This window comes from Pseudomonas sp. Marseille-P9899 (assembly GCF_903166565.1).
Classification (GTDB): Bacteria; Pseudomonadota; Gammaproteobacteria; order Pseudomonadales; family Pseudomonadaceae; genus Aquipseudomonas; species Aquipseudomonas huaxiensis.
Genome location: NZ_CAESCG010000001.1, coordinates 653,859 through 677,594, shown reverse-complemented (window position 1 = coordinate 677,594; position 23,736 = coordinate 653,859). Strand labels below are relative to the sequence as shown.

The 23,736-nt window shown below is 64.7% G+C and carries 24 protein-coding genes; 9 read left to right on the top strand and 15 right to left on the bottom strand.

Features of this window, described 5'->3' with window-relative positions:
- Nucleotides 1-85: 85 nt before the first annotated feature.
- The 5 genes from HWV67_RS03020 to HWV67_RS03000 are packed head-to-tail and all read right to left on the bottom strand — an operon-like array spanning nt 86 to nt 3,055.
- Complete coding sequence (locus HWV67_RS03020) at nt 86-877, bottom strand: fimbrial biogenesis chaperone (RefSeq protein WP_175649861.1); 792 nt, start codon at nt 875-877, stop codon at nt 86-88.
- Between the two features lie 40 nt (nt 878-917).
- Nucleotides 918-1,418 carry a Csu type fimbrial protein gene (locus HWV67_RS03015; RefSeq protein ID WP_175649860.1) on the bottom strand — a complete coding sequence of 167 codons (501 nt, stop codon included), beginning with the start codon at nt 1,416-1,418 and terminating at the stop codon, nt 918-920.
- Between the two features lie 3 nt (nt 1,419-1,421).
- On the bottom strand, nt 1,422-1,949 hold the full coding sequence (locus HWV67_RS03010; protein ID WP_175649859.1) for a Csu type fimbrial protein: 528 nt from the start codon (nt 1,947-1,949) through the stop codon (nt 1,422-1,424).
- 13 nt (nt 1,950-1,962) lie between these two features.
- Nucleotides 1,963-2,493, bottom strand: a complete 531-nt coding sequence (locus HWV67_RS03005; protein ID WP_175649858.1) for a Csu type fimbrial protein — start codon at nt 2,491-2,493, stop codon at nt 1,963-1,965.
- 34 nt (nt 2,494-2,527) lie between these two features.
- The gene (locus HWV67_RS03000) at nt 2,528-3,055 is read right to left on the bottom strand and encodes a Csu type fimbrial protein (RefSeq protein ID WP_444851800.1); all 528 of its coding nucleotides are present in this window, start codon (nt 3,053-3,055) and stop codon (nt 2,528-2,530) included.
- Between the two features lie 210 nt (nt 3,056-3,265).
- Here HWV67_RS03000 and zapE point away from each other — a divergent pair, with 210 nt between their 5' ends.
- A complete protein-coding gene (gene zapE, locus HWV67_RS02995) occupies nt 3,266-4,360 on the top strand; it encodes a cell division protein ZapE (protein WP_175649856.1) in 1,095 nt (364 codons plus the stop codon).
- 15 nt (nt 4,361-4,375) lie between these two features.
- Here zapE and HWV67_RS02990 read toward each other — a convergent pair whose 3' ends face one another.
- Nucleotides 4,376-6,265, bottom strand: coding sequence for a propionyl-CoA synthetase (locus tag HWV67_RS02990; protein ID WP_110970080.1), 1,890 nt, complete (start codon nt 6,263-6,265; stop codon nt 4,376-4,378).
- Nucleotides 6,266-6,408: 143 nt separating this feature from the next.
- Between HWV67_RS02990 and HWV67_RS02985 the strand changes: the two genes are divergently transcribed.
- A complete protein-coding gene (locus tag HWV67_RS02985) occupies nt 6,409-7,698 on the top strand; it encodes a leucine-rich repeat-containing protein kinase family protein (RefSeq protein ID WP_175649855.1) in 1,290 nt (429 codons plus the stop codon).
- A 205-nt stretch (nt 7,699-7,903) separates the two neighbouring features.
- On the opposite strand, the gene HWV67_RS02980 is transcribed toward HWV67_RS02985, so the two are convergent.
- Nucleotides 7,904-8,614 (bottom strand): YebC/PmpR family DNA-binding transcriptional regulator, encoded by a 711-nt coding sequence (locus HWV67_RS02980; RefSeq protein ID WP_175649854.1) that lies wholly within the window; start codon nt 8,612-8,614, stop codon nt 7,904-7,906.
- A 229-nt stretch (nt 8,615-8,843) separates the two neighbouring features.
- Between HWV67_RS02980 and HWV67_RS02975 the strand changes: the two genes are divergently transcribed.
- A complete protein-coding gene (locus HWV67_RS02975) occupies nt 8,844-9,431 on the top strand; it encodes a LysE family translocator (protein ID WP_175649853.1) in 588 nt (195 codons plus the stop codon).
- On the opposite strand, the gene HWV67_RS02970 is transcribed toward HWV67_RS02975, so the two are convergent.
- The 3 genes from HWV67_RS02970 to HWV67_RS02960 all read right to left on the bottom strand — a co-directional run bounded on the left by HWV67_RS02970 (nt 9,420) and on the right by HWV67_RS02960 (nt 13,421).
- The gene (locus tag HWV67_RS02970; RefSeq protein ID WP_175649852.1) at nt 9,420-10,205 is read right to left on the bottom strand and encodes an AraC family transcriptional regulator; all 786 of its coding nucleotides are present in this window, start codon (nt 10,203-10,205) and stop codon (nt 9,420-9,422) included. The two genes, HWV67_RS02975 and HWV67_RS02970, sit on opposite strands and share 12 nt — an antisense overlap.
- A 52-nt stretch (nt 10,206-10,257) precedes the next feature.
- The gene (locus HWV67_RS02965; RefSeq protein ID WP_175649851.1) at nt 10,258-12,807 is read right to left on the bottom strand and encodes a hypothetical protein; all 2,550 of its coding nucleotides are present in this window, start codon (nt 12,805-12,807) and stop codon (nt 10,258-10,260) included.
- Between the two features lie 74 nt (nt 12,808-12,881).
- On the bottom strand, nt 12,882-13,421 hold the full coding sequence (locus HWV67_RS02960; RefSeq protein ID WP_095153714.1) for a helix-turn-helix domain-containing protein: 540 nt from the start codon (nt 13,419-13,421) through the stop codon (nt 12,882-12,884).
- 163 nt (nt 13,422-13,584) lie between these two features.
- Here HWV67_RS02960 and HWV67_RS02955 point away from each other — a divergent pair, with 163 nt between their 5' ends.
- On the top strand, nt 13,585-14,367 hold the full coding sequence (locus tag HWV67_RS02955) for an aldolase (protein WP_175649850.1): 783 nt from the start codon (nt 13,585-13,587) through the stop codon (nt 14,365-14,367).
- Nucleotides 14,368-14,388: 21 nt separating this feature from the next.
- The gene (locus HWV67_RS02950) at nt 14,389-15,273 is read left to right on the top strand and encodes a dihydrodipicolinate synthase family protein (RefSeq protein WP_175649849.1); all 885 of its coding nucleotides are present in this window, start codon (nt 14,389-14,391) and stop codon (nt 15,271-15,273) included.
- A 15-nt stretch (nt 15,274-15,288) separates the two neighbouring features.
- Here the strand turns inward: HWV67_RS02950 and HWV67_RS02945 are convergent, their stop codons facing one another.
- Nucleotides 15,289-15,531 (bottom strand): DUF2790 domain-containing protein, encoded by a 243-nt coding sequence (locus tag HWV67_RS02945; protein ID WP_175649848.1) that lies wholly within the window; start codon nt 15,529-15,531, stop codon nt 15,289-15,291.
- A gap of 148 nt (nt 15,532-15,679) precedes the next feature.
- Between HWV67_RS02945 and pdxR the strand changes: the two genes are divergently transcribed.
- Nucleotides 15,680-17,098, top strand: coding sequence for a MocR-like pyridoxine biosynthesis transcription factor PdxR (gene pdxR, locus HWV67_RS02940; RefSeq protein WP_175650955.1), 1,419 nt, complete (start codon nt 15,680-15,682; stop codon nt 17,096-17,098).
- Here the strand turns inward: pdxR and HWV67_RS02935 are convergent.
- From HWV67_RS02935 to HWV67_RS02925, 3 genes are read right to left on the bottom strand one after another with little or no spacing between them, the layout of a single operon-like run.
- Complete coding sequence (locus HWV67_RS02935; RefSeq protein WP_175649847.1) at nt 17,091-18,293, bottom strand: cyanate transporter; 1,203 nt, start codon at nt 18,291-18,293, stop codon at nt 17,091-17,093. The genes pdxR and HWV67_RS02935 overlap by 8 nt on opposite strands.
- Nucleotides 18,290-18,745: a nucleoside deaminase gene (locus HWV67_RS02930; RefSeq protein WP_175649846.1), complete on the bottom strand. Its 456-nt coding sequence runs from the start codon at nt 18,743-18,745 to the stop codon at nt 18,290-18,292. Before HWV67_RS02930 ends, HWV67_RS02935 begins: the two co-directional genes overlap by 4 nt.
- 20 nt (nt 18,746-18,765) lie before the next feature.
- Nucleotides 18,766-19,431: an ankyrin repeat domain-containing protein gene (locus tag HWV67_RS02925; protein WP_175649845.1), complete on the bottom strand. Its 666-nt coding sequence runs from the start codon at nt 19,429-19,431 to the stop codon at nt 18,766-18,768.
- A gap of 91 nt (nt 19,432-19,522) precedes the next feature.
- On the opposite strand from HWV67_RS02925, the gene HWV67_RS02920 reads away from it, so the two are divergent.
- From HWV67_RS02920 to HWV67_RS02910, 3 genes are all read left to right on the top strand, one after another.
- The gene (locus HWV67_RS02920) at nt 19,523-20,374 is read left to right on the top strand and encodes a LysR substrate-binding domain-containing protein (RefSeq protein ID WP_175649844.1); all 852 of its coding nucleotides are present in this window, start codon (nt 19,523-19,525) and stop codon (nt 20,372-20,374) included.
- Nucleotides 20,375-20,498: 124 nt separating this feature from the next.
- Nucleotides 20,499-20,936: a carboxymuconolactone decarboxylase family protein gene (locus HWV67_RS02915; RefSeq protein WP_175649843.1), complete on the top strand. Its 438-nt coding sequence runs from the start codon at nt 20,499-20,501 to the stop codon at nt 20,934-20,936.
- Between the two features lie 109 nt (nt 20,937-21,045).
- Nucleotides 21,046-22,578, top strand: coding sequence for a catalase (locus HWV67_RS02910; protein WP_175649842.1), 1,533 nt, complete (start codon nt 21,046-21,048; stop codon nt 22,576-22,578).
- Here the strand turns inward: HWV67_RS02910 and HWV67_RS02905 are convergent.
- Entirely contained in the window at nt 22,575-23,606 is a 1,032-nt protein-coding gene (locus HWV67_RS02905) for an AraC family transcriptional regulator (protein WP_175649841.1), read from the bottom strand. The genes HWV67_RS02910 and HWV67_RS02905 overlap by 4 nt on opposite strands.
- Between the last annotated feature and the right edge of the window lie 130 nt (nt 23,607-23,736).

Genomic DNA, 23,736 nt, shown 5'->3' with positions numbered 1-23,736 from the left:
GTACTGGCCAGAAAGCCCATCACGCACTGCATCTCACCATTGGCTGGGCCTCCGTGGCCCCGGTCTATCACTTAACGGCTCACATTCAATTCCCCTGACCTATGGTCTGGGCCGCTTCACTGCCATTGATCCTGCCCTTGAGCACCGTCGCCGCCGACGCCTGCAACGGTACCGGCCAGCGCATCGTCGCGCCCGGCAGCACATAACCGAGCAGCCCTTCGACCACTGGCCGGTTCTGTCCGCCTTGCTGCATGACCACGTCGGTCAGGCGCGCGTGCACCGGGCCGGTGTTGCGAATCTCGACGTAGGGCCGCCCCTGCACCGCCACCTGGCGCCAGCTCAATTGCGGCTTGCCGACCCCGGCGGTGTCGCGCTGCCCGTTCGGGTCCGGCTTGCCCCAAAGACCCTGGCCGTAGACGAACAGCGGCACCGAGTAGCGCATCTGGAAGCGGATCGCCGCCTGTGGCCCGGCGGCGTTACCGCCTGGCGGCATGGGCGGTGGAATTTCGTCGATGATAATGCGGTAGGCCTTCTCCTGGCCCGCAGGAGGGGCGATGGCGCGGATCAGGCGGATCAGTTGTTTGCCGCCTGGGGGGATATTCGCCACCGGCGGACTGGCGATGACTTCGCGCTGGTTCTGGTACTGATCGTCAAACTCCCCCTGATTCCAGGCGAAAACCCGCACCTGCAGGTTGGCGCTTTCGCTACCGCGATTTTCCAGCCACAACTCGCCAGCCTGCTTGTCGGCCTCGATGACCGGGTCGATCGGCCAGATCAGCACCGATGTCGCCGCCTGCGCCGCGCCTGCCCCCAGCAGCGCCAATCCCAGTGCCAGCCTCGCCCCCCACGTATTCCGACGCTGAGCCTCTGTGCCCATGCCACTCTCCTTTGTTCTTATGGTCCCGATGAACACAGGCTCACCAGGTCAATGTCACTTGCAGCACGTCGCTGTAACTACCAGCAGGCACCGCACCGGTCAGTTGGGCGCGGGCGTATACCGGCAATTTGATCGTCGTCGGGTCGCTGTAGCTGACGTTCACCGTCTGGTCGATGCCCAGGCTCTGGCTGAAGCCGGCGTCGCTGAACAACTGGTAAACCACCAGATCTGCGCTGGTGCTGCGCTTGAGGTTGCGGCTGCCGTTGTTGTTCTGCCCACCGCCGACCTTCATGGTCATCGCCACGCCGGGGGTGCACTGCAACGTCACCGTGGTGCCGCTCAACTGGGCGGTCACCGCCGCACTCGACAGCGCCGAAAAGCTGCCAAACGCCAGGTTGCCGTAGGTGGTCACCCCGCCGACCACCAGGCACCCCGCCTGGATCGTCGCGTTGACCAGGAACGTGCTGCTGAGCGCCGCGTCCAGTGGCGTCGGCGAAGCCGCCACCACTGCCGCCAGCGCCACCGCCAGCCGCCCGTGCATGGCTCAGAAGCTCAGTTCGACCGCCACGGTGTCGGTGTAGACGCCGGGCGGCAAACCGGCCTTGCCCACGGCCTTGCCGTACAGGTCAACGGTTTGCGCCACGCCGGTGCTGGTCGGCAGGGTGATGGTGCCGTTGATCGGCAGCAGCGTGGAGGTGCCCGCGTCGGTGTAGAAGTCATACGGCACGAAGTTGGTGCCATCGGACAAAGACCGGGTGCCGCCGGTCGAGGCACCGTCATGGCTACCCAGGCCGACCTTGATCACCGGTATCGCGCCTTTCGAACAGAGCACGCTGATCGCCCCGCCGCCGCTCTGCACCTGGCCCGAAGCCTGGGTGAACAGGGCGTTCTGGGTGCCGAAGTTGAGGGCGCCGAAGTTGACCCCGCTGGTGGCGGTGGAGCCATTGACCTGACAACTGGCGATCAGCGTCAGCGTGGCGTTGATCACACCGGTGACAGTGGCCGCCTGGGCCTGGGAAGTCAGTGCCAGGGCGACACCGGCGAAGAGGACACGGGAAAGACGAGGTTTCATGGTTCACTCCTTGTTACCAGTCCAGCGTCACCGTCAGGGTGTCGCGGTAAATGCCCGCAGGCAGGGCTTTGGGGTTGGCGGTTACAACGCCGTAGATAGGGATGGGAATCTGCGCCGCACTGCTCACGGAAAAGTTGAGCTGCTGGCCGATGCCATAGTTGGCGCGCCCGGCCGGGTCGGTGGAAAGCTGGTAGGGAATGAGGACGCCGCCATTGCTCAGGCGTCGGGTGGTGCCATCGGGGTTGGCACCGCCATTGATAGTGACGGTGAAAGCACGCACCTGCGGATTGCAACTGACCTGCAGGTTGCTGCCGCCCGGCTCGTCGAGATTGGCCCGCAGGGTGTCGTTCCACACCGGGCCCTGCTGGCCGAAGTCGAGCACACCGCCAGTGCCGGCAGGAGGCGCGCCGGGCTGTTCGCTGCTGATCTGGCAGGCGGACGTAATCACCAGGCGCGCCTGAATATGGCCACTCAGCGCGCCGTTGACGCTGGTGCTGAGCAGGAGTGGTCCAAGGCTCAGCAAAAGAATGCGGGTCGTTTGCATGCTGCTCACTCCTTAAGCAGTGCCACCGTGACCATCACCAGGTGACGGTCACCTTCAACATGTCCGAATAACGTCCCGTCCTTGGAAGCTCGGTTTGAGTGTCGATACGTGCGTACAGGGGAAGTTCAACCGATCCGCTGTCCGGTACACGCCCATGCTGGGCCGTATTGACCGACAGCGGCGCGCGCCAGGCAGCATCCTGGTACAAGCGGTAGGGAATGGGTTTGGCCTTGGGATCTGCGGCCACCAGATAACGCACTTCGCCGGTGCCACCGTGCAGGCCGCCATCGACTTCGATCTGATAGGCGGTATCGGGATTGCACTCCAGCCGCGGCGGACGCAACGCCAGCAACTGGCTGCTCAGCGGCCCAGCAGGATCGTCCAGCCGTGGGCTCTGGCCAAAGTCCAGCACGCCCAAGGCCTCGGCGGCCGCTTCGCGGGGCTGATGGATCAGCAGACAGCCGCGCTGAACGTCGACACGCACCTCGACGAGAAACTCCGTGGCAGCAACACCCTGGGCCGCACACAGCCCGAACAGCGTCGCCAGTGACCATCCCTTCACTTGCCCTCCCTGTCCCTTACAGGACTTCGTGAATTTCAGGGTAGCAGCCGAGGACAAAGCTGCCAGCCGCTCAAGAAATGTACAGCTCATGTACAAGAACTATCCGACGAGCACGAAAGACACGACTGGCAGCACTTTTCACTATTTGGTTAATATTGCCGCCGCTCGTTATCTGCCTGCCGGCTTCACGCTCTACGAGGAACCCTGCCCGTGCCCGTTTTCTCCTGGCTCCGCTCGCCACTGCACGCCCTGCGCCAGCGCCTTGGCGCTTCCACGGTCGCGACGCCAGGGCCGGACAGCCAGATCCAGGCGTACTTCCGGGACAAAGCCAGCCAGCAGGGCTACACCCTCAGCCAAGGCCAGCAACGGGTGATCGCGGCGATGGCCGAACAGGTCGCCCGCCTTCCCGCTGGCCGGGCCCGCAGCTTGTACCTTCATGGCCAGGTCGGGCGCGGCAAAAGCTGGCTGCTCGACGGTTTCTTCAACGCCCTGGGCGAGATCCCCAAGCGCCGCCTGCACTTCCATGATTTCTTCGCCCGCCTGCACCAGGGCATGTTCGACCATCGCCAGGCCCCTGACGCCCTGGCGCTGACCCTCGACGCCCTGCTCGGTGATTGCCGGGTCCTGTGTTTCGACGAATTCCACGTCCACGACATCGGCGACGCCATGCTCCTTACCCGGCTGTTCCAGGCCCTGTTCGAGCGCAGAATTTTCGTCTTGGTGACCTCCAACTACGCCCCCGAGGGATTGCTGCCCAATCCGCTCTACCACCAGCGTTTCGAGCCGGTTATCCGCCTTATCGAAGCGCGCATGGACGTCCTCGAAGTCGGCGGCGATCAGGACTACCGTGCCCTGCCCGGCGCCGGAACCCAACAGCGCTTCACCCAGGGCCTGTACCTGTGGCCTGGCAGCCCGCAACAGCGCCACCAACTGGGCCTGAACGACATCACCGAAGACGTGCTGCTGAACGTCGGCAAACGCCAGTTGCACGCTCGAGTACGCGATGAACACAGCGTGGTTTTCGACTTCTCCGCCATTTGCGAACAAGCGACCGCAGTCATCGACTACCTGGACCTCGTGCAGCGCTTCGAACACTGGACCATCGAACACCTGCCGAACCTCGAAGACTGCACCATCGCCGCGCAACAGCGCTTCATCAACCTGGTGGACGTGCTCTACGACCGCGACAAGCAACTGCTGCTGATCGGCGAACTGCCGCTGGAGCAAAGCCTCGGCGGCAGCGTCGCGGACCTGGCGCGCACCCGCAGCCGGCTGGGCCAGTTACGGCAGATGGGCCCGGCCTGACGCGGTGCATGCCGGTCAACCCGCCCGCGCCAACCCCGCCAGCACTTCCTCGATTTCCACCAGCACCGCCGGATCATCCAGGGTCGAGGGCGGGGTGTAGGCCTGCTGGTCGGCGATCTTGCGCAGCACGGCACGCAGGATCTTGCCCGAGCGGGTCTTGGGCAGGCGCTTGACCACCCGCACCTGATTGAAACAGGCCAGCGCGCCAATCTGCTCGCGCACGGTGGCAACCAGTTCGGCCTGCAACTGGGCTTCACCCATCCCAACCCCGTCCTTGAGCACCAGCAGCGCCAGCGGCACCTGGCCCTTGATCTCGTCGCGCACACCAACCACGGCGCACTCGGCGACGGCCGGATGGCGCGCCACCAGGTCTTCCATCTCGCCGGTAGAAAGGCGGTGCCCGGAGACGTTAATCACATCGTCGGTGCGGCCCATGATGTAGACGAATCCGTCTTCATCCAGGTAGCCGCCGTCGCCGGTGTGGTAGTAGCCGGGGAAGGTGTTGAGGTACGAATCCAGATAACGCGAATGGTCGCCCCACAAGGTCTGGCTGCAACCCGGCGGCAGCGGCAAGGTGATGACGATGGCGCCCTGCTGGTTGGCGCCGAGCAACTGGCCGTCTTCGTCCAGCACCCGCACGTGGTAGCCCGGCACCGCGCGGTTGCTCGAACCTGCGCGGCCGCCGCTGCCATCGAGGCCCAGGCAGGGCGCGGTCACCGGCCAGCCGGTTTCGGTCTGCCACCAGTGGTCGTGCACGGTCTTGCCGCTGATGCTTTCCAGCCATTGATGCGTGCTGGAATCGAGGCGCTCGCCGGCGAGGAAAAACTCGCGCAGCGAACTCAGGTCGTAGCCGCGCAGCAGCAGGCCTTCCGGGTCTTCCTTGCGGATCGCGCGCATGGCCGTCGGGGCGCAGAACAGGCCGTTGACCCGGTATTGCTCGACCACCCGCCAGTAGGCGCCGGCATCCGGGGTGCGGATCGGCTTGCCCTCGTAGAACACCGTGGTGCAGCCGTTCATCAACGGGCCGTAGACAATCAGCGAGTGCCCGACCACCCAGCCGACATCGGAAATGCCCCACCACACTTCACCCGGCTGCATGCCGTAGATGTTCTTCATGGCGAAGCGCAGGGCCACGGCGTTACCGCCGTTTTCGCGGACGATGCCCTTGGGTTTTCCGGTGGTGCCGGAGGTGTACATGATGTACAGCGGATCGGCGGCGCCCAGTTCCACCGGCGGCACCGGCCTGGCATCGGCCAACGCGGCCTGCCAGTCCAGATCGCGACCTTCCTTCAAGGTTGCGCGCACCTGCGGCCGCTGCAGCACCAGCACCTTGCGCGGCTGATGGCTGGATTGTTCCAGGGCGCTGTCCACCAGCGGCTTGTATTCGATGACGCGATCAAACTCGACGCCGCACGACGCCGTCAGCAGCAGGGTGGGCCGTGCATCATCGATACGCAGCGCCAGCTCATGCGGGGCGAAACCGCCGAACACCACCGAATGCACCGCACCGATGCGGGCGCAGGCGAGCATGGCCATGGCCGCCTGCGGGACCATCGGCATGTAGATCACCACCCCGTCGCCCTGCTGGACACCCAGGTCGCGCAGCAAGCCGGCCAGGCGCGCCACTTCGTCGCGCATCTGGCGGAAGGTGAAGGTCTGCTGGCTGTTGGTGACCGGCGAATCGTAGATCAGGGCGGTCTGCTCGCCGCGGCCCTCGTCGATCTGATGATCCAGCGCCAGGTAGCAACTGTTCAGGCGCCCGTCGGCGAACCACTGGTGGGTGCCATCGGGATTGTCGCGAAGGATTTCCGTGGGTTTGCGAAACCAAGCCAGGTCATGGGCGTGCTCGGCCCAGAAATCGGCGGGCGCCGCGATGGAACGGTCGTAGCTGTGCTGATAACTCATCGACGAATAACCCTACGTTTGTTGTTATTAAAGGGCGAACGTCGAGTATGGCCAGTTGGCGCCGGCCCGCTATCGAACTTAAGTCGCATGCCGTCAAGTCTTTGCCGCTATCATGGCCGCCGTTTTGACTGACGGCCCTGCCCATGCACACTCTTGAAGACCTCAAAGCCGGCCGTCTGGCAGGTATTACTCGCCTCGACCTGGCCTGCGGGCTTGAGCGGTTCCCGGAGGAAATCTTCGCGCTGGCCGACAGCCTCGAAGTCCTCAACCTGACCGGCAACGCCCTGACCGACCTGCCCGATGACCTCGGCCGGCTGCACAAACTGAAAGTGTTGTTTTGCTCAGAGAATCGCTTGAGCCGACTGCCGGTCGGCATCGGCCAGTGCGCCAGCCTGGAAGTGGTGGGGGTCAAGAGCAACCTTATCGAGGACGTCCCTGCCGCTGCGCTGCCGCCGCGGTTGCGCTCGCTGGTGCTGACCGACAACCGCCTGGAGCAGTTGCCCGAAGCCCTCGGTGAATGCGCCGAACTGCAAAAGCTCATGCTTTCCGGCAACCGCCTGCACAGCCTGCCGGCCAACCTCGCCCGCTGTAAAAAACTCGAATTGGTGAGGGTCGCCGCCAACCGTCTGGAGCAGCTCCCGGAATGGCTACTGGGCCTGCCCAACCTGGCGTGGCTGGCCTATGCCGGCAACCCGCTGCCCGAGAGCTATCGCCCGCCCGCAGTGGACGGGCACTGCGCCCGGCTGGACTGGCAGGACATCACGCTGCAACAGGTGCTCGGCCAGGGCGCGTCCGGGGTGATTCATCGTGCGCAGCTCAACGAACACGAAAGCGCCGTGGCGGTGAAACTCTACAAAGGCGAGATCACCAGCGACGGCACGCCGCTGGACGAGATGAACGCCTGCATCGCCGCAGGCCAGCATCCGCACCTGATTCCACTGCTGGGGCGCATCGACAACCATCCGCAGCAGCTTCCTGCGTTGGTGATGGAACTGATCGACCCGGCCTGGTTCAGCCTCGCCGGCCCGCCCAGCCTGCAAAGCTGCACGCGAGACACCTACCCCGCCGAACGCCGCCTTGAGCCACAGGGCGTGCGCCGGCTGGCGTCGGCCATCGCGTCGGTCGCGGCGCACCTGCACCAGCGCGGGCTGAGCCACGGCGATTTGTACGCGCACAACATCCTCTGCGATGAGCATGGGCACAGCTTGCTGGGGGATTTTGGCGCGGCGTCGTTCCATCCGCTGGATGGCGGCAGCGCGGCGGCGGCGCTGGAACGCATCGAGGTGCGGGCGTTTGGGGTGTTGCTTGGGGAATTGCTGGAGCGTTGTGACGGGGATTTGCCGCTGTTGCGGGCTTTGCAGAGCGATTGTGTGCAGGCTGAGGTGTGTCGGCGGCCGGGGTTTGCCGAGGTGGTGGTTAGGCTCGGGGAGTAACGCTGCGCTGGGGCCTGTCAGTTAAACATTGGGGCCGCTTTGCGGCCCTTCGCGAGCAAGCTCGCTCCCACACAGTTGTGCGCACACAAACTGTGGGAGCGAGCTTGCTCGCGAAGGGCTGCAAAGCAGCCCCAACATAGGCGCCAAAACGCTAGCTGACTGGCATTAGCATCAAGCGGCCTTTTTGTTCAGCGATAGGCTCGAATCAAGCCGTCAAGCCGACATACACGTTCTGCACATCATCGTGGTTATCGATCGCTTCGAGGAACGCCTCGACCTCAGCCAGAGCCTCTTCGCTCAGGCTGGCAGCGCTGACCGGGTTTTTCGGGGTGTAGCCGATTTTCGCCGAAATCACGGTGAAACCCTGCTCCGGCAGGGCTTTCTGCACGCTGTCCAGGTCGGTGGTTTCGGTGATGAACAGGGTCGCGCCCTCATCAGCCGGTTCGAAATCCTGGGCGCCAGCTTCGATGGCGGCCATTTCCGGGTCGGCGTCTGCGTTATCCGGGGTGGCTTCGATCAGACCGACGTGGTTGAAGTCCCACGACACCGAACCCTCGGCGCCCAGTTGGCCCTTGCGGAACAACACGCGGACTTCAGCGACGGTGCGGTTGATGTTGTCGGTCAGGCACTCGACGATCAGCGGCACCTGGTGCGGCGCGAAACCTTCGTACTTCACCGCGTGGTACTGCACCTGCTCGCCCAGCAGGCCCGCGCCTTTCTTGATCGCGCGCTCCAGGGTCTCGCGGGTCATGGAGGCTTTCTTGGCCTGCTCGATCACCAGACGCAGACGGGCGTTCATGTCCGGGTCGGCGCCGCTGCGCGCAGCGATCTGAATTTCCTTGGCCAGCTTGCCCATGACCTTGCCTTTGGCATTGGCAGCTTGTTCTTTATGTTTGGCTTTCCACTGTGCGCCCATATCGACTCTCTTGTTTCAACGGCCGGTTCAGGAAGCGACCGGCAAAGGGGTGCAGTTTATACGCCCTGTTACCTGCAATCGACAAGAAAAGCCGGGTGGCCGTGCCGCCATCGCGCACTTCAGGTCCCGGCGCTGAGGCATGACGGTGCAACAGGGCAGTTTTCTTCAATACCCGCCAACGACCGCCCGATAGGCTCCTGACTTTCTTCACTGACAAGAGAGACGCTGCATGAGCCTGTTGCTGTCCATGGCCGCCTTTGCGCTGGCCGCTTCCATTTCTCCCGGCCCGGTCAACCTGGTCGCCCTTGCCGCCGGCACCCAGCACGGTTTGCGCCCGGCCATGCGGCATGTCAGCGGCGCCACCCTGGGTTTCTGTCTGCTGTTGTTGCTGGTGGGCTACGGCCTGCATGCGGTGCTGCGGGAATGGCCGGGGCTGACCGAGGTGCTGCGCTGGGCCGGTATTCTGTTTTTGCTGTACATGGCCTGGAAACTGGCCGCCGATGACGGCAGCCTCGGCGATGGCAGCCCCGGCAAGCCGCCAAGCATGGCCTACGGCGCGCTGATGCAATGGCTCAATCCCAAGGCATGGCTGGCCTGCGTGGCCGGGGTCGGGGCGTTCGTCGGGCAAGGCGAAACGGCGCTGCTGTGGCAGTTCACGTTGATCTATCTGGTGATCTGCTACCTGTCGGTGGGCTGCTGGGCCTGGGCCGGGACGGTGATTCGGCGCTACCTCGACAACCCGCAGCGCATGCGCCTGTTCAACCGCGCGCTGGCATTGCTGCTGGTGGCTAGCGCGTTGTACCTGTTACTGGGCTGAGCGGTAGTGGCCGGGGGTGGCCGCCAGGTGGTGCTTGAAGGCGCGTTGCAGGTGCGCCTGGTCGGCGAAGCCCGCCTCGTGCGCCACCTCGGCGATCAGCCGGCCCTGACGCAACTGGGCACGGGCATAACGCACACGGTGATCGAGCAGGTAACCGTGGGGCGTCATTCCGTAATGCTGCTTGAAGGCGCGGATCAGGTAGGAAGTGGATAGCCCCGCCGCCTCGCCGATGTCTTCCAGCTTCAGCGGTTCGGTGCAGTGCTGGCGGATATAGCACGCCGCCCGTTCGAGGCGTTCATTGCCCTGCCCCGCCAACGCCGGTGCGGCCTGCACCTGGGCACGCAACTGACTGAAAAACGCTTCGGCGGCGCTGCGCTTGTGCTCGCTGTCCAGTTGGTTGTCGATCAATTGTGCGTAGAGCCCGGTCAAGGCCTGATACAACCCTGACGCAGTGCTCAGGGTGCGGGCCAGCGGCTCGAAACCAAGCCCACGCAGCCAGGGCATGTCGACATACAGCATCAGGTAGGACCAAGGCTGGTCGGCAATCGGATTGCAGGCGTGGACCACCCCCGGATTCATCATGACCACCGTGCCGGTCTCGATTTCGTGCCAGCGCTGGCCATCGAAGTAAGTGCTGCACCCGGCAGTGATGGCACCGATGGAAAAGCCTTCGTGGGAGTGTCTGGCATAGCAGACCTTGCGGCCATCGGCGACGCCACGGGCTTCGATGAAGGGCAGCGCTGGATCACGCCAGAAGTGCGAAATGCTGCTCATCAGAAAACTCCCGGGTAACCGTACGAAAACACGCACGGAAGCCTAACACCCGTCAGTCCTGCTCTCCAGCGGCTTGCGGACCGAACAGCCCGAAGCGGGCCACTTTCAATTGTCGCCAAGGCTCGATGTCGCGGTTGACCAGCGGCAGGATCAGCGCCATGGCGCCTTGATAGAGCGCTCCACTGCCCGTACCGGGTTCGCAGCAACGGTCGAACAGCGCGAGCAATGCAGCGCCAATCGCGCCCGGCCCCGGAGGCTCGTAGCGCGCGGCCACGTAGATCGTCTCGAAAAACCCGTGATGACCGTTGCGCAGCAGGAAGGCGCTGATCGCCAACTGGAACCGCCAATAATCTTCCGGCGCGGGTACACGACCGAACCATTGCGGCAACTCCCCGCTCAGCACCGCGCAAATCGGGCTGATGCCGGCGACGAAGGGGCTGTCCAACGACTCCATATAGCGGCTCGCGGGGCTGTCCGGCTCGGGCACAAACTGGTGGTAGCCGCGGTATTTGTCCTCGGCGATCAGCCAATCGTCGTCCGTCAGTTCGGAGCGACTGTTGAGGATCAAGTAGGGATCAACCGCTCCGCGCCGGCCCGACCAAGGGCCGTCCCCCAGCGGCGGGTGGCTGTTGACCGGCGTGTGCGACTGATCGGCGTGACGGGCGAGGGAAACCAGCACCTGACACACCGCCTGCCGGCGAAGCGCGCGGCCCGCGTTACTGTCCAGCAACGCTGCGGCGCGCGCGCACAACGCTGGATCTGCATCGCTCAGCGCCGTTTCGCCCAGCAATAACAACCGCAACAACGTCAGCGCCTTTACCCGGTAGCCCATCGGTTCGAGCAGTGCGCCCAGCAACCGCCCGGCGCGGCCCACGGTTGCCTGCAGGTAGGCATCCCCCAGCAATTTCGCCAGCCCCTGCTCGACAAGGTTTTCCCCCAGACCGAACAACAAGGTTTCCAGCGGCGGCCAGTGCCATACGCGATGAGCGAACGCCCGTTCCCAGAGCACCTTGCCCAGGTGATTGCCCTTTATGTCCCGCAGGCTGTCGCGCACCACGTCTGGCGCCGTCAGGATCCCGCCCGGGGTCATGTGATTGCGCTCGAGCAGGCGCAGCCACTGCGCGCAGAACGCCGCGTGTTCGAGCGGGTAACGCAACCATGGGCAGGCCTCCCTGCCCGTCTCGCGCAACTGCTCGAGCCGGAGGAAAAACAAGCCGTTCTGCACCCAGACCCGCCGCAACTCGGAGACGCTGAGCAGATGGCTACCCTTCTCGGTCACCGCGGCGAAGGGCGTCGCCGCCAGAAACCGGCCATCCCGGTGCAGTTCCAGCAGGTACAGCCGTTCGCCAAAGCCCAGCGCCTGCTCCCACTGACGAAGGCTGACAAACGCGCCGTCGCGGTCAGGGTCGTAGTGAGTGCGGGCGTAGCTGTCCAGGGCGATGGTCTGGAAGCTGCTGGTATCGGCGTAGCGATCAAGCAGTTCATTCAGGGCATGAGGCAGATCCACGTTGCGCACCTGATGCCCTCGACGCCGCTCTTCGAAGACCTGCACGGCCACCTGATTGGGCACCTTGCGGTCGACATTGACCACCCGGATGCGCGCCCCATTGCTCAGTACCTGCACCAGAAAGCCTTTGCGCAGGGTTTGCTCGGACACCAGATAAAGCCCCAGCAAGTCGACCACGAACCGGGTGCGAACCAGCACCGAGCGTATCGGCGCGAAGGTTGGCGAGTGTGCGTGCGCGGGCTCGTGTTTGAGCCGGTACTGCTGTTGCCAGGCCAGGGAGCGGTCGGTGGTGCCGAACGAAAAGTTCATCACCCCGTTGCTCTGCGCCACCAGCTTTCCGTGCTCCAGATACAGGTCCTTGAAGCGGCCGTCGTCGCTCGGGTCCACGAGCGCGACGTTCAGACGGACGTAGCCGGGGCGCTCCTCCATCAACAACAGCGACAGGTTGACCGGCAAATCATCCGAGTCGGCCGGAATGTCCTCCAGCGCCGCCAGCGCAGCCGGCAGCGCTGACAGCGGCGCGTCGAGCACGGCGCGATAGCGTTCGATCACCGTTTGCCAACCCTGGGCGCGGGCGAACAACAGGGTTCGCTGCTCGCCCGGCTCAAGCTGTGCGCCCAGCTTGCGCTGCGCCAGATGGCCCAGACGCTGCAAGCGCACAAGCAACCCATGGCACGGCGCGGCCAGGCCATTGCCGGCGGCCAGCAGCTTCAGCGCCTTGCGCCAGGACTGCTCGAAGCCGTGCATGGCCGCCTGCTGGCGCACGTAGAGCGAAATCTCGCCATCCAGCCGCCGGCGGTAATCGTCCCGCGCGGGCGTCGGTTCCTGCCGGTCCAGTTGCGCGCGATAACGCCGCAAAAGGGCCAGGTGCTCGTCGATGGCGCGGGGTTTGTCCTGCGTGGTGTAGTACTGCGCGGCGAGGATATTGAGGGTCGTGCGCTGCATTTCCAGCAGGCGCCGGTCGACTTCGGCCAGGTAGTCGGCGCGCTCGCCGGGGGTCATGTGGAACCACGGGCTGCGCCGACCGGCCTCGGCAATGCGTTGGTCGACCAGGGTATTGAGCAGGCGGGTGTAATCGCGCGAGGGGTGCGCCATGGGGGTCGTCCGTGAGGGCTGGGAGAGGCCGGCGATGCTAGCGCGCCAACCCGCCGCACACGGACAGGGAACCGCTACCCGGCGTCGTGCACCACCACCAGCAACTGCGCCTGCACTTCACCCAGCGAGCGCAGGCGATGCGGCGTCTGAGCGTTGAAGTACAGGGCATCGCCGCGTTCCAGCACGACCCGTTCGGTCATGAAGTCAACCTCGACCCGGCCTTCATGGACGAACAGGAATTCCTCGCCCAAGTGCTCCTTGAACGTGGAATCGCTGAAGTCCGGCGGCGGGCTGATCAGGAACGGCAACAGGCTGCGCTGGCCGATCTGGTTGGCCAACACCGCATAGCCCGGCCCCTGCGGACTGCCCGAGAGCGACTGGCGCTCGCCCTGGCGAACCAGGCTGTAGCGGGCCTGGTGCGGTGCGTCTTCGGCGAACAGTTCCTCGACATTGACGTTCAGCGCCCGCGCCAGTTTCAGCGCTGCGGCGATGGACGGTGTGTTCAGGCCGCGCTCGACCTTGGACAGGTAACTCTTGGTCATGCCGGATTTTTCAGCCAGCACTTCAAGGGTCACGCCAAGTTTTTTTCTCAATAATTTCAATCGGATAGACATGCGCCGCGCTTGATTCCAGTTCGTTGGGCAACTTTTCCCTTGCCTATGACACTTTGTGTCATATAGCCTTTGCTGTGTCATTCGACTGCCCCCCCCGCTCACTTTCCAGGCAACCGGGACGGGCAAGCCATGACGCTACATCACACCACCCGAGGACACCCGAATGGCCAACACAATGGCACTGCCCAAGGACCAACTGGTCCAGCAGGCCCTTGCGCGGATGCAAGGCTCGCTTGCCGATAATACGTGGACTGTACGAGAAAAGCTGGCCCTGACCTGCCGCATTCTCTTCGACCGCGGCCACGATTCCGGCCTGGCCGGGCAGATCAGCGCCCGTGGCCCGCAGCCCGGCACCTTCTACACCCAGCAACTGGGCCTGGGTTTCGACGAGATCAGCGCCAGCAACCTGCTGCTGGTCAACGAGGACCTGGAGGTGCTCGAAGGCCAGGGCATGGCCAACCCGGCCAACCGCTTCCACAGTTGGCTGTACCGTGCCCGTCCGGACGTCAACTGCATCATTCACACGCACCCGACCCACGTCGCGGCGTTGTCGATGCTGGAAGTGCCGCTGCAGGTGTCGCACATGGACGTCTGCCCGCTGTATGACGACTGCGCGTTTCTCGAAAGCTGGCCGGGCGTGCCGGTGGGCAATGAAGAAGGTGAGATCATCGCCGCCGCGCTGGGCGACAAGCGCGCCATCCTGCTGACCCACCACGGCCAGTTGTCTACCGGCGCCGATATCGAACAGGCCTGCGTCACCGCCAACCTGATCGAGCGCGCGGCGAAGCTGCAACTGCTGGCGATGGCAGCGGGAACCATCAAGCCCATCGACCCGGCCCTCGGCCGCGAGGCCCATGACTGGATCGACCGGCCCAAGCGCCATGGCGCCGCCTTCAACTATTTCGCCCGGCAAAGCCTGCGCCAACACGCCGACTGCCTGAACTAAGCCCTTTCTGGAGTACGTTTCATGTCCACGACTTTTCACGGCATCATCGGCTACACCGTCACCCCGTTCAGCGCCGACGGCGAACAGCCGAACCTCGCCGCCCTCGGCCAGTCCATCGACCGCCTGATCGACGGCGGCGTGCAGTCCATCGCCCCGCTGGGCAGCACTGGTGAAGGCGCCTACCTGAATGACCGCGAGTGGAGCCAGGTCGCTGAATTCAGCCTGGCTCATATCGCTCGCCGGGTGCCAACCATCGTCAGCGTCTCCGACCTGACCACCGCCAACGCCATCCGCCGCGCACGCTTTGCCGAAGAACAGGGCGCCGACGCCGTGATGGTGCTGCCGGCGGCGTACTGGAAGCTCAGCGAGGCGGAGATCCTGCGGCATTACCAGCGCATCGGCGACAGCATCGGCATCCCGATCATGCTCTACAACAACCCTGCCACCAGCGGCACCGACATGTCCGTGCCGTTGATCCTGCGCATTGTCGCGGCGGTGGAGAACGTGACCATGGTCAAGGAGAGCAGCGGCGACATCCAGCGCATGCACGCCCTGCATCAGCTCGGCGAAGGCCAGGTGCCGTTCTATAACGGCTGCAACCCTCTAGCCCTGGAAGCCTTCATTGCCGGCGCCAGCGGTTGGTGCACGGCTGCGGCCAACCTGATTCCGGCGCTGAACCAGCAGTTGTACCAGGCGGTACAGGGCAACGACCTGGAACAGGCGCGGGCCTTGTTCTACAAGCAGCTGCCGTTGCTGGAGTTCATCCTCAAGGGCGGCTTGCCGGCGACGATCAAGGCTGGCCTGAAGCTGGACGGGCTGGATTGCGGCGCACCGCGCGCGCCGGTATTCCCGCTGGATGACGCGGGGGTTGGGCGCTTGGCGGCGCTGCTGGAACAAGTGCGCTAAGGGTCTGGAACTGACTCACCCCTGATCGGAGCACACCTCGGCATTCTTCAGATACCGCAGAGTGTGCTCCTGCCCGGACGAATCCAGGTAGGTCATGAGCGCCTTGATCACATGGCACTCCTCGGTGACCGGCTCGGTCATGCTCAGCACCTTGGCGACATCGAGGCGCATGCCGTAGTGGTAGTCCGTGACGACATCCTGTGCCTGGGCGGCAGCCGCAAACAGCAGTCCAAAGGACAGCAACAAACGCAGTTTCATGGTGAATCTCCTCGTTGCATAAGCAACGCGATGAGAAACGATGCAGCCCTTTGAGTGTGGGCGCAGACCGCGAACCACGCCGCCCGAGGGGATCAACGGCAACAAATCGGTTAACCTGCGCTTCCTGCCCCCACACGCCACGCCCTCCATGGAACTGCATATCGTCCTGCATGGCCGCAAAGGCCTCGCCGACCAGCTTTATCAGCAACTGCGCGACGGTATCGACAGCGGACGGCTGGCCGCCGGCACGCAACTGCCGCCCACCCGACTGCTGGCCGAGCAATTGGGGGTGTCACGCAAGACCGTGGCCGAAGCCTACTCGCGACTGACCTACGACAACCTGCTCAGCGGCCAGGTCGGCCGCGGCACCTTCATCACCCCGCAACTCACCAGCGCCACACCCGCACCGACCGCCACGCCGCTGGCCGGCGAAGCCAGCCTGGCCCGTTGGCGCGCACGCGGCATTCCCATGGGGCGCCCGGCCCTGGCGCAGCCATCGCGCTACGACTTTATCGGCGGCACGTCGAGCAAGGCCCACTTCCCGTTCGACGCCTGGCGCCAGTGCAGTTTGCATGCGCTGCGCCAGTGCCAGCGCACCGACACCCGCTACAGCAACGCGCAAGGTTTGCCCGAACTGCGCGAAGCCATCGCCCGGCACATCGCCTTCGCCCGCGGCGTGCATTGCAGCGGCGCCGACGTGCTGGTGTGCAACGGCGCGCAGCAAGCCCTGGACCTGATCGCCCGGGTGCTGATCGAGCCGGGCTGTACGGTGGCGATGGAAGACCCCGGCTACCCGCCTGCCCGCCACCTGTTCGAAGCCCTGGGTGCGCGCATCCAGCATGTGCCGGTGGATGCCGAAGGCCTTTGTGTCGAGCGCATCGAAGCCGGCACGCGGCTGATCTACGTGACGCCTTCGCACCAGTTTCCGCTGGGCATGCCGATGAGCCTGCCGCGCCGCCGCGCCCTGCTGGCGCGGGCGGCCGAGCTGGGCGCGGTGATCATCGAAGACGATTACGACAGTGAGTTCCGCTACGAAGGCCGACCCACCGACGCCCTGCAGAGCCTCGATGAACACGGCCTGGTGGCCTACGTCGGCACCTTCTCCAAGACCGTGCTGCCGGAGCTGCGCCTGGGCTATGCCATCCTGCCGCCGGCGCTGCTGGAACCGGTGCGCATCGCCAAGCAGTTGAGCGACTGGCACACCTCGACCCTGGCCCGCTTTATCAGCGAGGGTCATTTGCTCAAGCACATTCGTCGCTGCCACGACCTTTACGCGGTGCGCCGCGAGCGCATCCTGCAACGCCTGCACGGCGACCTCAGCCCGTGGTTCGAGGCGGTGCCCACCACGGCGGGCTATCACCTGAGCGCGCTGGCCAAGGGTGAACTGGACGTGGATTTCCTGATCGCCCTGGCGCGCAAGGTGGAAGTCGGCCTGTATTCGTTGCGGCCCTTCTACACCCAGGCGACACCGCGCCACGGCCTGCTGCTGGGTTTCGGCGCCATCGAACTGCTGGATATCGACCCGGCACTGGACCGGGTCCGCGACACCCTGCAAGGCATCAGTTGACGGTGCTGGCGGGGCTCATCGCAGCGGTGTAGCCATTCGGCGCGAAGCGTCCGGTGACCAGCAGCATCAGCACCACGGTGACGGTCAGCAGTGTCCACGACGCCTGGAAATCGCCGCTGATGTCCCGCAGCCAGCCCGTCAGGTACGGCACCAGCCCGGTGATGATAAAACCGATGCCCTGGACGAAGGCCGCGAGCCCACCGGCCTGACGCGGGTCTTTGCGGTGTTCGAGGGTAAGCGTCAGGCTCAGGCTGAAGCAGGCGCCCAGACCGAAACCGATCAGTCCGACCCACAAACCGGGCGACAGCGCAGGATCCAGCAACAGCCCGGCAAACCCGAGCAACTGCGCGAACAACGCCAGCCACAGACCGGGACGGCGGTCCGCCAAACGGCGCAACAGCAGGGGCAAACCGAGGGCACCGAGCACCTGGAAGATCGTCATCAGGCCGACCAGTTCGCCCCCGCCGCGGGCACTGCCGCCAACCTGCTGATAGTAGGCCGGCAGCCAGGCCACCATGCTGGTGTAGCCGCCATTGATCAGGCCGAAATAGATCGCCAACAGCCACGCCCGGCGACTGCCGAAAAAGTGTCCGCCGCCATTCGAACCACGTCCGACGGCCGCCTCCAGTTTCGGCCCGATCAACCCGAGCAGAAGCAGCGCCAGCAATACCGGCAGCACCCAGACGCCAAGCCCGGCCTGCCAATGACCGAAGTGCTCGGCGACCCGCGGCCCGAGCACCGCGGCCAGCCCGCCACCGCTCATCAGCGCCGCCGAATACACGCCCATCGCCAGCGCCAGCCGCTGCGAGAACCAGCGATTGACCAGCCCCGGCATCAGCGCCTGGACGAAGGCCACGCCGAGCCCGGCCAGCACCGCGCTGGCGATCAGCGCCGTGCCGTTGCCCAACAACAGCCGCCAGACACAGGCCACACCAATCGCCCCAAGCCCCAGCAGCAAACCGCCCTGTTCGCTCAACCAGCGCCGCAACCAGGGCTGCAACAACGGCACCAGGCCCATGCACAACACCGGCAGCGCCGTCAGCAACGCCGCCTGTTGATAGCCAATGCCGGTGCCGGTGCGGATGTCTTCCAGCAGCGGCCCGATGCTGGTGAGGATCGGCCGCAGGTTGAGCGTCACCGCCACCACCAGCAGCAACAGCGCGGCGCTACGCCAGCGCGACGAAACCTCGGTCATGCCGGGCGCACCTGCTGCCAGAGGCCGTACAGCCCGTCCTCACCCGCCGGTTTCAGCGGGCGCAACGGCAGCGACTGCTGTTGCGGCGGGCGGGCCATTTGCGCATAGACCGCAGCAGTGGACAGGCCGTAGGGCTCGCCCTCTTCGTTGCTGTAGGCGAACCACGCCCGCTCGATCCCGCACAAATGCATGGCGGCCAGGCACATCGGGCACGGATGGCCCGTGGCGTAGAGTTCGCAACCGTCCAGACGCGGCCCCAACTGCCGGCTGGCGAGGCGGATCGCTTGCATTTCGGCATGGGCGGTGGGGTCCTGGGTGCAATGGATTTCATTGACCGCGCGGGAAATCACCTGCCCGTCGCGCACCAGCACTGCAGCGAACGGACGGCCGCCGGCCTGGATGTTTTCCCGGGCCAAGGCCAGGGCTTCACGCATGAAGGCTTCGTTACTCATTGGTGATTCTCTTAGTGATTTCAGTGGGCGCCTGCGGCCAGCAACCGCTCGACAATGGCCTGCTGGCCGCGCTCGCGGGCGTGTTGCAGCGGCGTGACGCCGTTGCGGTCGGCCAGATCCACCTTGGCGCCGGCGTCGATCAGCAGCGTGACGATGGCCTGGTGATCCGGTCCGCCATCGCTGAGCAGGATGGCTTCCAGCAGGCCGGTCCAGCCGAGGTTGTTGATGTGGTCGGGATCGACGCCGGCCTTCAGCAAGCGCGCCACCACCGCCACATGACCGCGCTCGCAGGCGGGAATCAGCGCCGTGCCGCCGTAACGGTTGGTGCTTTTCAGGTCTGCGCCGTGAGCCAGGGTCAGTTCGAGGATTTCCAGACGACCTTCGGCCCCGGCCAGCAGGTAGGGGCTGTCGTGGATGGCGTTTTTGGCGTTGACGTCGGCACCGGCCTCGATCAGTTGCCGGGCGGCATCGATATCGTTGCGTGCGGTAGCCAGCAGCAGCGCGGTATTGCCGCGGGCATCACGCTGATCCACCGCGACGCCGGCGTGCAGCAGCGTCTGCAGTTGCTCACGGTCACCGCTGCCGACCGCCTGCAGCAGATCAGCGCAAGCGGCGGTACTGGCAGCCAGCCCGAGGCCGGCGAGTACGCCACGCCAGGGCTGTTTGCGGGTTCGGTTCGGGCGCATGGCATTCCCTCTGTCGAATGAGCCGCGATTATCCCGAGCGAGCGGTGTAGCATGAAATTAATTGATTTCATGCATATCAGTGGATTTGTGAATGCTTGACCCCCTCCTGCTCCGTGCCTTCGTCACCGTGGTCGAAACCGGCAACTTCACCCGCGCCGGTGACCGCCTGCACCTGACCCAATCCACCGTCAGCCAACAGATCATCCGTCTCGAACAGAGCCTCGGCAGCCGCTTGCTCGACCGCAGCCAGCGCCAGGTCTGGCCCACCGAGGCGGGCGAGCGACTGCTGGGCTATGCCCGGCGCATCCTGCGCCTGGAAGAAGAAGCGCGCCTGGCGCTCAACCCCACCCAGACCCAGACCGCCCTGCGCCTGGGCGCGCCGGAAGACCTCGCCGGCGAACTGCTGACCGAAGCCCTGCGCGGCTTCATCGGCGAACGCCCGCACCTGCGCCTGGAAGTCGAGAGCGGCCTGAGCAACCCGCTGCTGCACCTCTACCGCAACGGCGAGCTGGACCTGCTGCTGGTCAAGCAATGGGGCGCCGACCGCGACTGCCATGCGCGCTGGCCGGAGCCGCTGTCCTGGGTGTGCAGCGCCCGCGGCATGGTCGCGCACGACCCGCTGCCGCTGGTGGTGTTTCCGGTGGGCGCGCTGTATCGGCAAGAAATGATCCACGCCCTGGAAAGCGCCGGTCGTCCGTGGCGTATCAGCTACTCCAGCACCAGCCTGGCCAGCCTCGGCGCGGCGGTGAGTGCAGGCTTGGGGGTGAGCCTGATTCCCAGCCGCTGCGTGCTGCCGGGGCATCGGGAACTGAGCGAAGACGAAGGTTTTCCGCCGGTGACCGGGCTGGAACTGGCGCTGTACGCCAGGACCGGACTGGATGCCGATGGCGTGGCGTTGCGCGACTTGTTGATGAGCCTGGGTGAGGCGCGAGGTCAAGACTGAGGCGTACTGCGGCAAGCCGATTGGCCTCCCGACAATTCGCGAAATTGGCTATCTGAAACCGGCCGCTCGCCCATTAAGGTGTTCTCCATCCCGCCTGACGCGGAACCACAACGGAGCTTTCACCATGACCACCCGTATCGAATGGGCCAAACACGCACCCGAAGCCTACAAAGCCATGATCGGCCTGGAGCAGGCCCTGGCCAAATCGGGGCTGGAGAACTCGCTGCTGGAACTGATCCGCCTGCGCGCCTCGCAGATCAATGGCTGCGCCTACTGCGTGAACATGCACGCCAATGACGCGCGCAAGGCCGGCGAAACCGAAGCGCGCTTGCAGACCCTCAGCGTCTGGGCCGATACCGCGTACTTCACGCCACGCGAGCAAGCTGCGCTGGCCTGGGTCGAAAGCCTGACCCTGCTGCCGGAAAAGCATGCGCCTCAGCATCAGTACCAGGCGTTGCTGGAGCACTTCAGTGAAAGCGAAGTGGTCAACCTGACCCTGGCCATTGCCACCATCAATGCCTGGAACCGCTTCGGCGTGGGCTTTGCGATGGTTCCGGCCTGATATCAGGCGCTGCTGTCGGACGCATCCGACGTTATTGATCGGCCGCGCCCGACAGTTGCATCCTAGCCGCCCTCCTACCATCTGCGTCCCTCAAACAAGAAGGAAACAGATGATGATCGTGAAGTCCGCATCACGCTTGGGCTACGCACTGCTGACCACCAGCCTGGTGGTCAGCACCAGCCTCCAGGCGGGCCTCCTGACCCAGGACAATGGCGCGCCGGTCGCCGACAACCAGCGTTCGCAGACCGCTGGCAGTCACGGCCCCACCCTGTTGCAAGACGTCCACCTGATCCAGAAGTTGCAACGCTTCGACCGCGAACGCACTCCCGAACGTGTTGTGCATGCCCGCGGCACGGGCGCGCACGGTGAGTTCGAGGCATTCGAAGACCTCAATGGGCTGACCCAGGCCTCATTGTTCAAACCAGGAAAGAAAACCCGGGTCTTCGTGCGTTTCTCTTCCGTCGTACACGGTGTGCACTCGCCAGAAACCTTGCGCGATCCTCGCGGCTTCGCCACCCGGTTCTACACCGACACGGGGAACTGGGACCTGGTCGGAAACAATTTCCCGACCTTCTTCATCCGCGACGCGATCAAGTTTCCGGACATGGTCCATGCCTTCAAACCCGACCCTCGTACCAACCTCGACAACGACGCACGCCGCTTCGACTTCCTGTCGCACCTGCCCGAAGCCACGCGCACGCTGACCCTGCTGTACTCCAACGAGGGCACCCCGAAAAGTTACCGACACATGGACGGAAATAGCGTCCATGCCTACAAGTTCGTCAATGCGAATGGCGAAACAACCTACGTGAAGTTTCGCTGGAAAAGCTTGCAAGGCAGGAAAAACCTGACGCCGAAAGCCGTCGAGCAAATTCAGGCCCAGGACTTCAGCCATATGACCCGCGACCTGGTGAGCGCAATCGCCCGCGAGGACTACCCGAAATGGGATCTTTACATCCAGACACTCGAGCCCGCACAACTGGCGCAGTTGGACTTTGATCCGCTGGATGCCACCAAAATCTGGCCAGACGTGCCGGAACGCCGGGTCGGCCAGATGGTGCTCAACCGCAATGTCAGCAACGTTTTCCAGGAGACCGAGCAGGTCGCCTTGGCGCCGTCGAATCTGATTCCTGGCATCGAGCCTTCTGAAGACCGGCTGCTGCAGGGCCGCCTGTTTGCCTATGCAGATACTCAGATGCACCGTGTTGGCGCCAATGCCGCCACCCTGCCGATCAATCGACCGCGTGTCACGGTCAACAACGTCAACCAGGACGGCGCGCTCAATCACGATGCCAGCGCCAGCGCCGTGAACTACGAACCGAGCCGGCTGCAACCTCGCCCCTCCAGCGACACCGCACGCAGTAGCCCGATGCCATTGAGCGGACAGGCCCAGCAACAGCGGACCACGCGCGAACAGAACTTCAAACAGGCCGGTGAGCTGTACCGTTCCTACACCCCACAGGAACGCAAGGACCTGACCAGCAGCTTCGGCCAATCACTGGCGGTGGCTGACGATGAAAGCAAGCACATCGTTCTGTCATTCCTGTACAAGGCCGACAGCGAATATGGCACGGAAGTAACGCGCAAGGCCGGTGGTGATCTGAAGCGGGTCATGGCCCTGGCTTCACAGCTCAAGGACTAGTCTGCGGACTTGAGGCCCGGACTACGTAGCAAACGCAAGCGATAGCTGCCAGGGCTCTCCCCCGTCCACTTCTTGAATGCCCGGTGAAAGGCGCTGGGCTCCTGAAAGCCGGTCTGCTCGGCGATCTCGGCGACGCTGAAGTCGCTGTCGCGAAGGCACTCGAAGGCCATGGCCTGGCGCACTTCGTCCTTGATCTGCTGGAACGAGCAGCCTTCACGCTCCAGTTGCCGGCGAAAGCTGCTCGGGCTGAGGCCGACTTGCCCGGCCAGACCCAGCAAGGTCGGCCATTCTCCATACGGACGCAGGCGCAGGTAGCGATAGACCCGCGCCGCCAGACCGTTCTGGTTGCGGTAGCGCACCACCAGTCCTTGCGGCGCGCTGCGCAGGAAAGTCTTCAACGCGCCAAGATCCTGCACCACCGGCAACTTCAGGTAGTCGGCGGAGAACTCCACTTCGGTGCGGCCGGTACCGATCTGCAGGTTCGGCCCCCACAGCAGCGCATCGTCCTCCAGCGCCACCCGCACATCGCTCAGCTCAGTCCGGTCGATGGCGATACGCCGTCCGCCCAGCCAGCACAGCAGGCTGATCACCAGCACCAGCAAGGTTTCCTCGGCATAGACGCGCCGCTGCGGGTCGTCGATGCGCGAGTGCAGGCTGATCACCGCGCGTTGCCCGCGCAGGGTCAGGGTGCCGCGCATGTCCCGCAGGAACAGGCCGAAGTTGCCCAGGCATTGGCGCAGCGCTTTCTCCAGGTTCGGCTCCTGAATCAGCCCGCGACAGATCAGGGCGAAGCTGCCCAGCGGCATGCCGTGGCTGTCGAGGCTGAAAAACTCGTCGTCCAGCGCTTCGATAAGGATCAGCCACAGCCGGGCGAAGGCCGAGGCCGGCACGCGGGCGTTGAGTTCGTGGATCAGCACCGGATCGATGCCGGCCTGGTGCAACAGCGCCGCGGCCCGCGCGGGCTGGTCGCGCAGGCTGTAAAGCATGATGTGAACGAAGTACATCGCGACCGAATCGTTTTCCCGCATGACAGCTTCCGCATTGACCTCGACGGCATGGCAAAAAGTAACAGCCCGGCTGGGCACTTCAGGCATAGGCCCGAACGCCGCCAGTGCCTAGACTCGACACACCCCGGGCGTGGCCGGGCGCCATTCTCTC

Bases quoted from the DNA above. Each gene is read 5' to 3' on its own strand.
- HWV67_RS03020 (WP_175649861.1), bottom strand. From the start codon at position 877: ATGGGCACAGAGGCTCAGCGTCGGAATACGTGGGGGGCGAGGCTGGCA.
- HWV67_RS03015 (WP_175649860.1), bottom strand. From the start codon at position 1,418: ATGCACGGGCGGCTGGCGGTGGCGCTGGCGGCAGTGGTGGCGGCTTCG.
- HWV67_RS03010 (WP_175649859.1), bottom strand. From the start codon at position 1,949: ATGAAACCTCGTCTTTCCCGTGTCCTCTTCGCCGGTGTCGCCCTGGCA.
- HWV67_RS03005 (WP_175649858.1), bottom strand. From the start codon at position 2,493: ATGCAAACGACCCGCATTCTTTTGCTGAGCCTTGGACCACTCCTGCTC.
- HWV67_RS02990 (WP_110970080.1), bottom strand. From the start codon at position 6,265: ATGAGTTATCAGCACAGCTACGACCGTTCCATCGCGGCGCCCGCCGAT.
- HWV67_RS02985 (WP_175649855.1), top strand. From the start codon at position 6,409: ATGCACACTCTTGAAGACCTCAAAGCCGGCCGTCTGGCAGGTATTACT.
- HWV67_RS02980 (WP_175649854.1), bottom strand. From the start codon at position 8,614: ATGGGCGCACAGTGGAAAGCCAAACATAAAGAACAAGCTGCCAATGCC.
- HWV67_RS02975 (WP_175649853.1), top strand. From the start codon at position 8,844: ATGAGCCTGTTGCTGTCCATGGCCGCCTTTGCGCTGGCCGCTTCCATT.
- HWV67_RS02970 (WP_175649852.1), bottom strand. From the start codon at position 10,205: ATGAGCAGCATTTCGCACTTCTGGCGTGATCCAGCGCTGCCCTTCATC.
- HWV67_RS02965 (WP_175649851.1), bottom strand. From the start codon at position 12,807: ATGGCGCACCCCTCGCGCGATTACACCCGCCTGCTCAATACCCTGGTC.
- HWV67_RS02960 (WP_095153714.1), bottom strand. From the start codon at position 13,421: ATGTCTATCCGATTGAAATTATTGAGAAAAAAACTTGGCGTGACCCTT.
- HWV67_RS02955 (WP_175649850.1), top strand. From the start codon at position 13,585: ATGGCCAACACAATGGCACTGCCCAAGGACCAACTGGTCCAGCAGGCC.
- HWV67_RS02950 (WP_175649849.1), top strand. From the start codon at position 14,389: ATGTCCACGACTTTTCACGGCATCATCGGCTACACCGTCACCCCGTTC.
- HWV67_RS02945 (WP_175649848.1), bottom strand. From the start codon at position 15,531: ATGAAACTGCGTTTGTTGCTGTCCTTTGGACTGCTGTTTGCGGCTGCC.
- pdxR (WP_175650955.1), top strand. From the start codon at position 15,680: ATGGAACTGCATATCGTCCTGCATGGCCGCAAAGGCCTCGCCGACCAG.
- HWV67_RS02935 (WP_175649847.1), bottom strand. From the start codon at position 18,293: ATGACCGAGGTTTCGTCGCGCTGGCGTAGCGCCGCGCTGTTGCTGCTG.
- HWV67_RS02930 (WP_175649846.1), bottom strand. From the start codon at position 18,745: ATGAGTAACGAAGCCTTCATGCGTGAAGCCCTGGCCTTGGCCCGGGAA.
- HWV67_RS02925 (WP_175649845.1), bottom strand. From the start codon at position 19,431: ATGCGCCCGAACCGAACCCGCAAACAGCCCTGGCGTGGCGTACTCGCC.
- HWV67_RS02920 (WP_175649844.1), top strand. From the start codon at position 19,523: ATGCTTGACCCCCTCCTGCTCCGTGCCTTCGTCACCGTGGTCGAAACC.
- HWV67_RS02915 (WP_175649843.1), top strand. From the start codon at position 20,499: ATGACCACCCGTATCGAATGGGCCAAACACGCACCCGAAGCCTACAAA.
- HWV67_RS02910 (WP_175649842.1), top strand. From the start codon at position 21,046: ATGATGATCGTGAAGTCCGCATCACGCTTGGGCTACGCACTGCTGACC.
- HWV67_RS02905 (WP_175649841.1), bottom strand. From the start codon at position 23,606: ATGCGGGAAAACGATTCGGTCGCGATGTACTTCGTTCACATCATGCTT.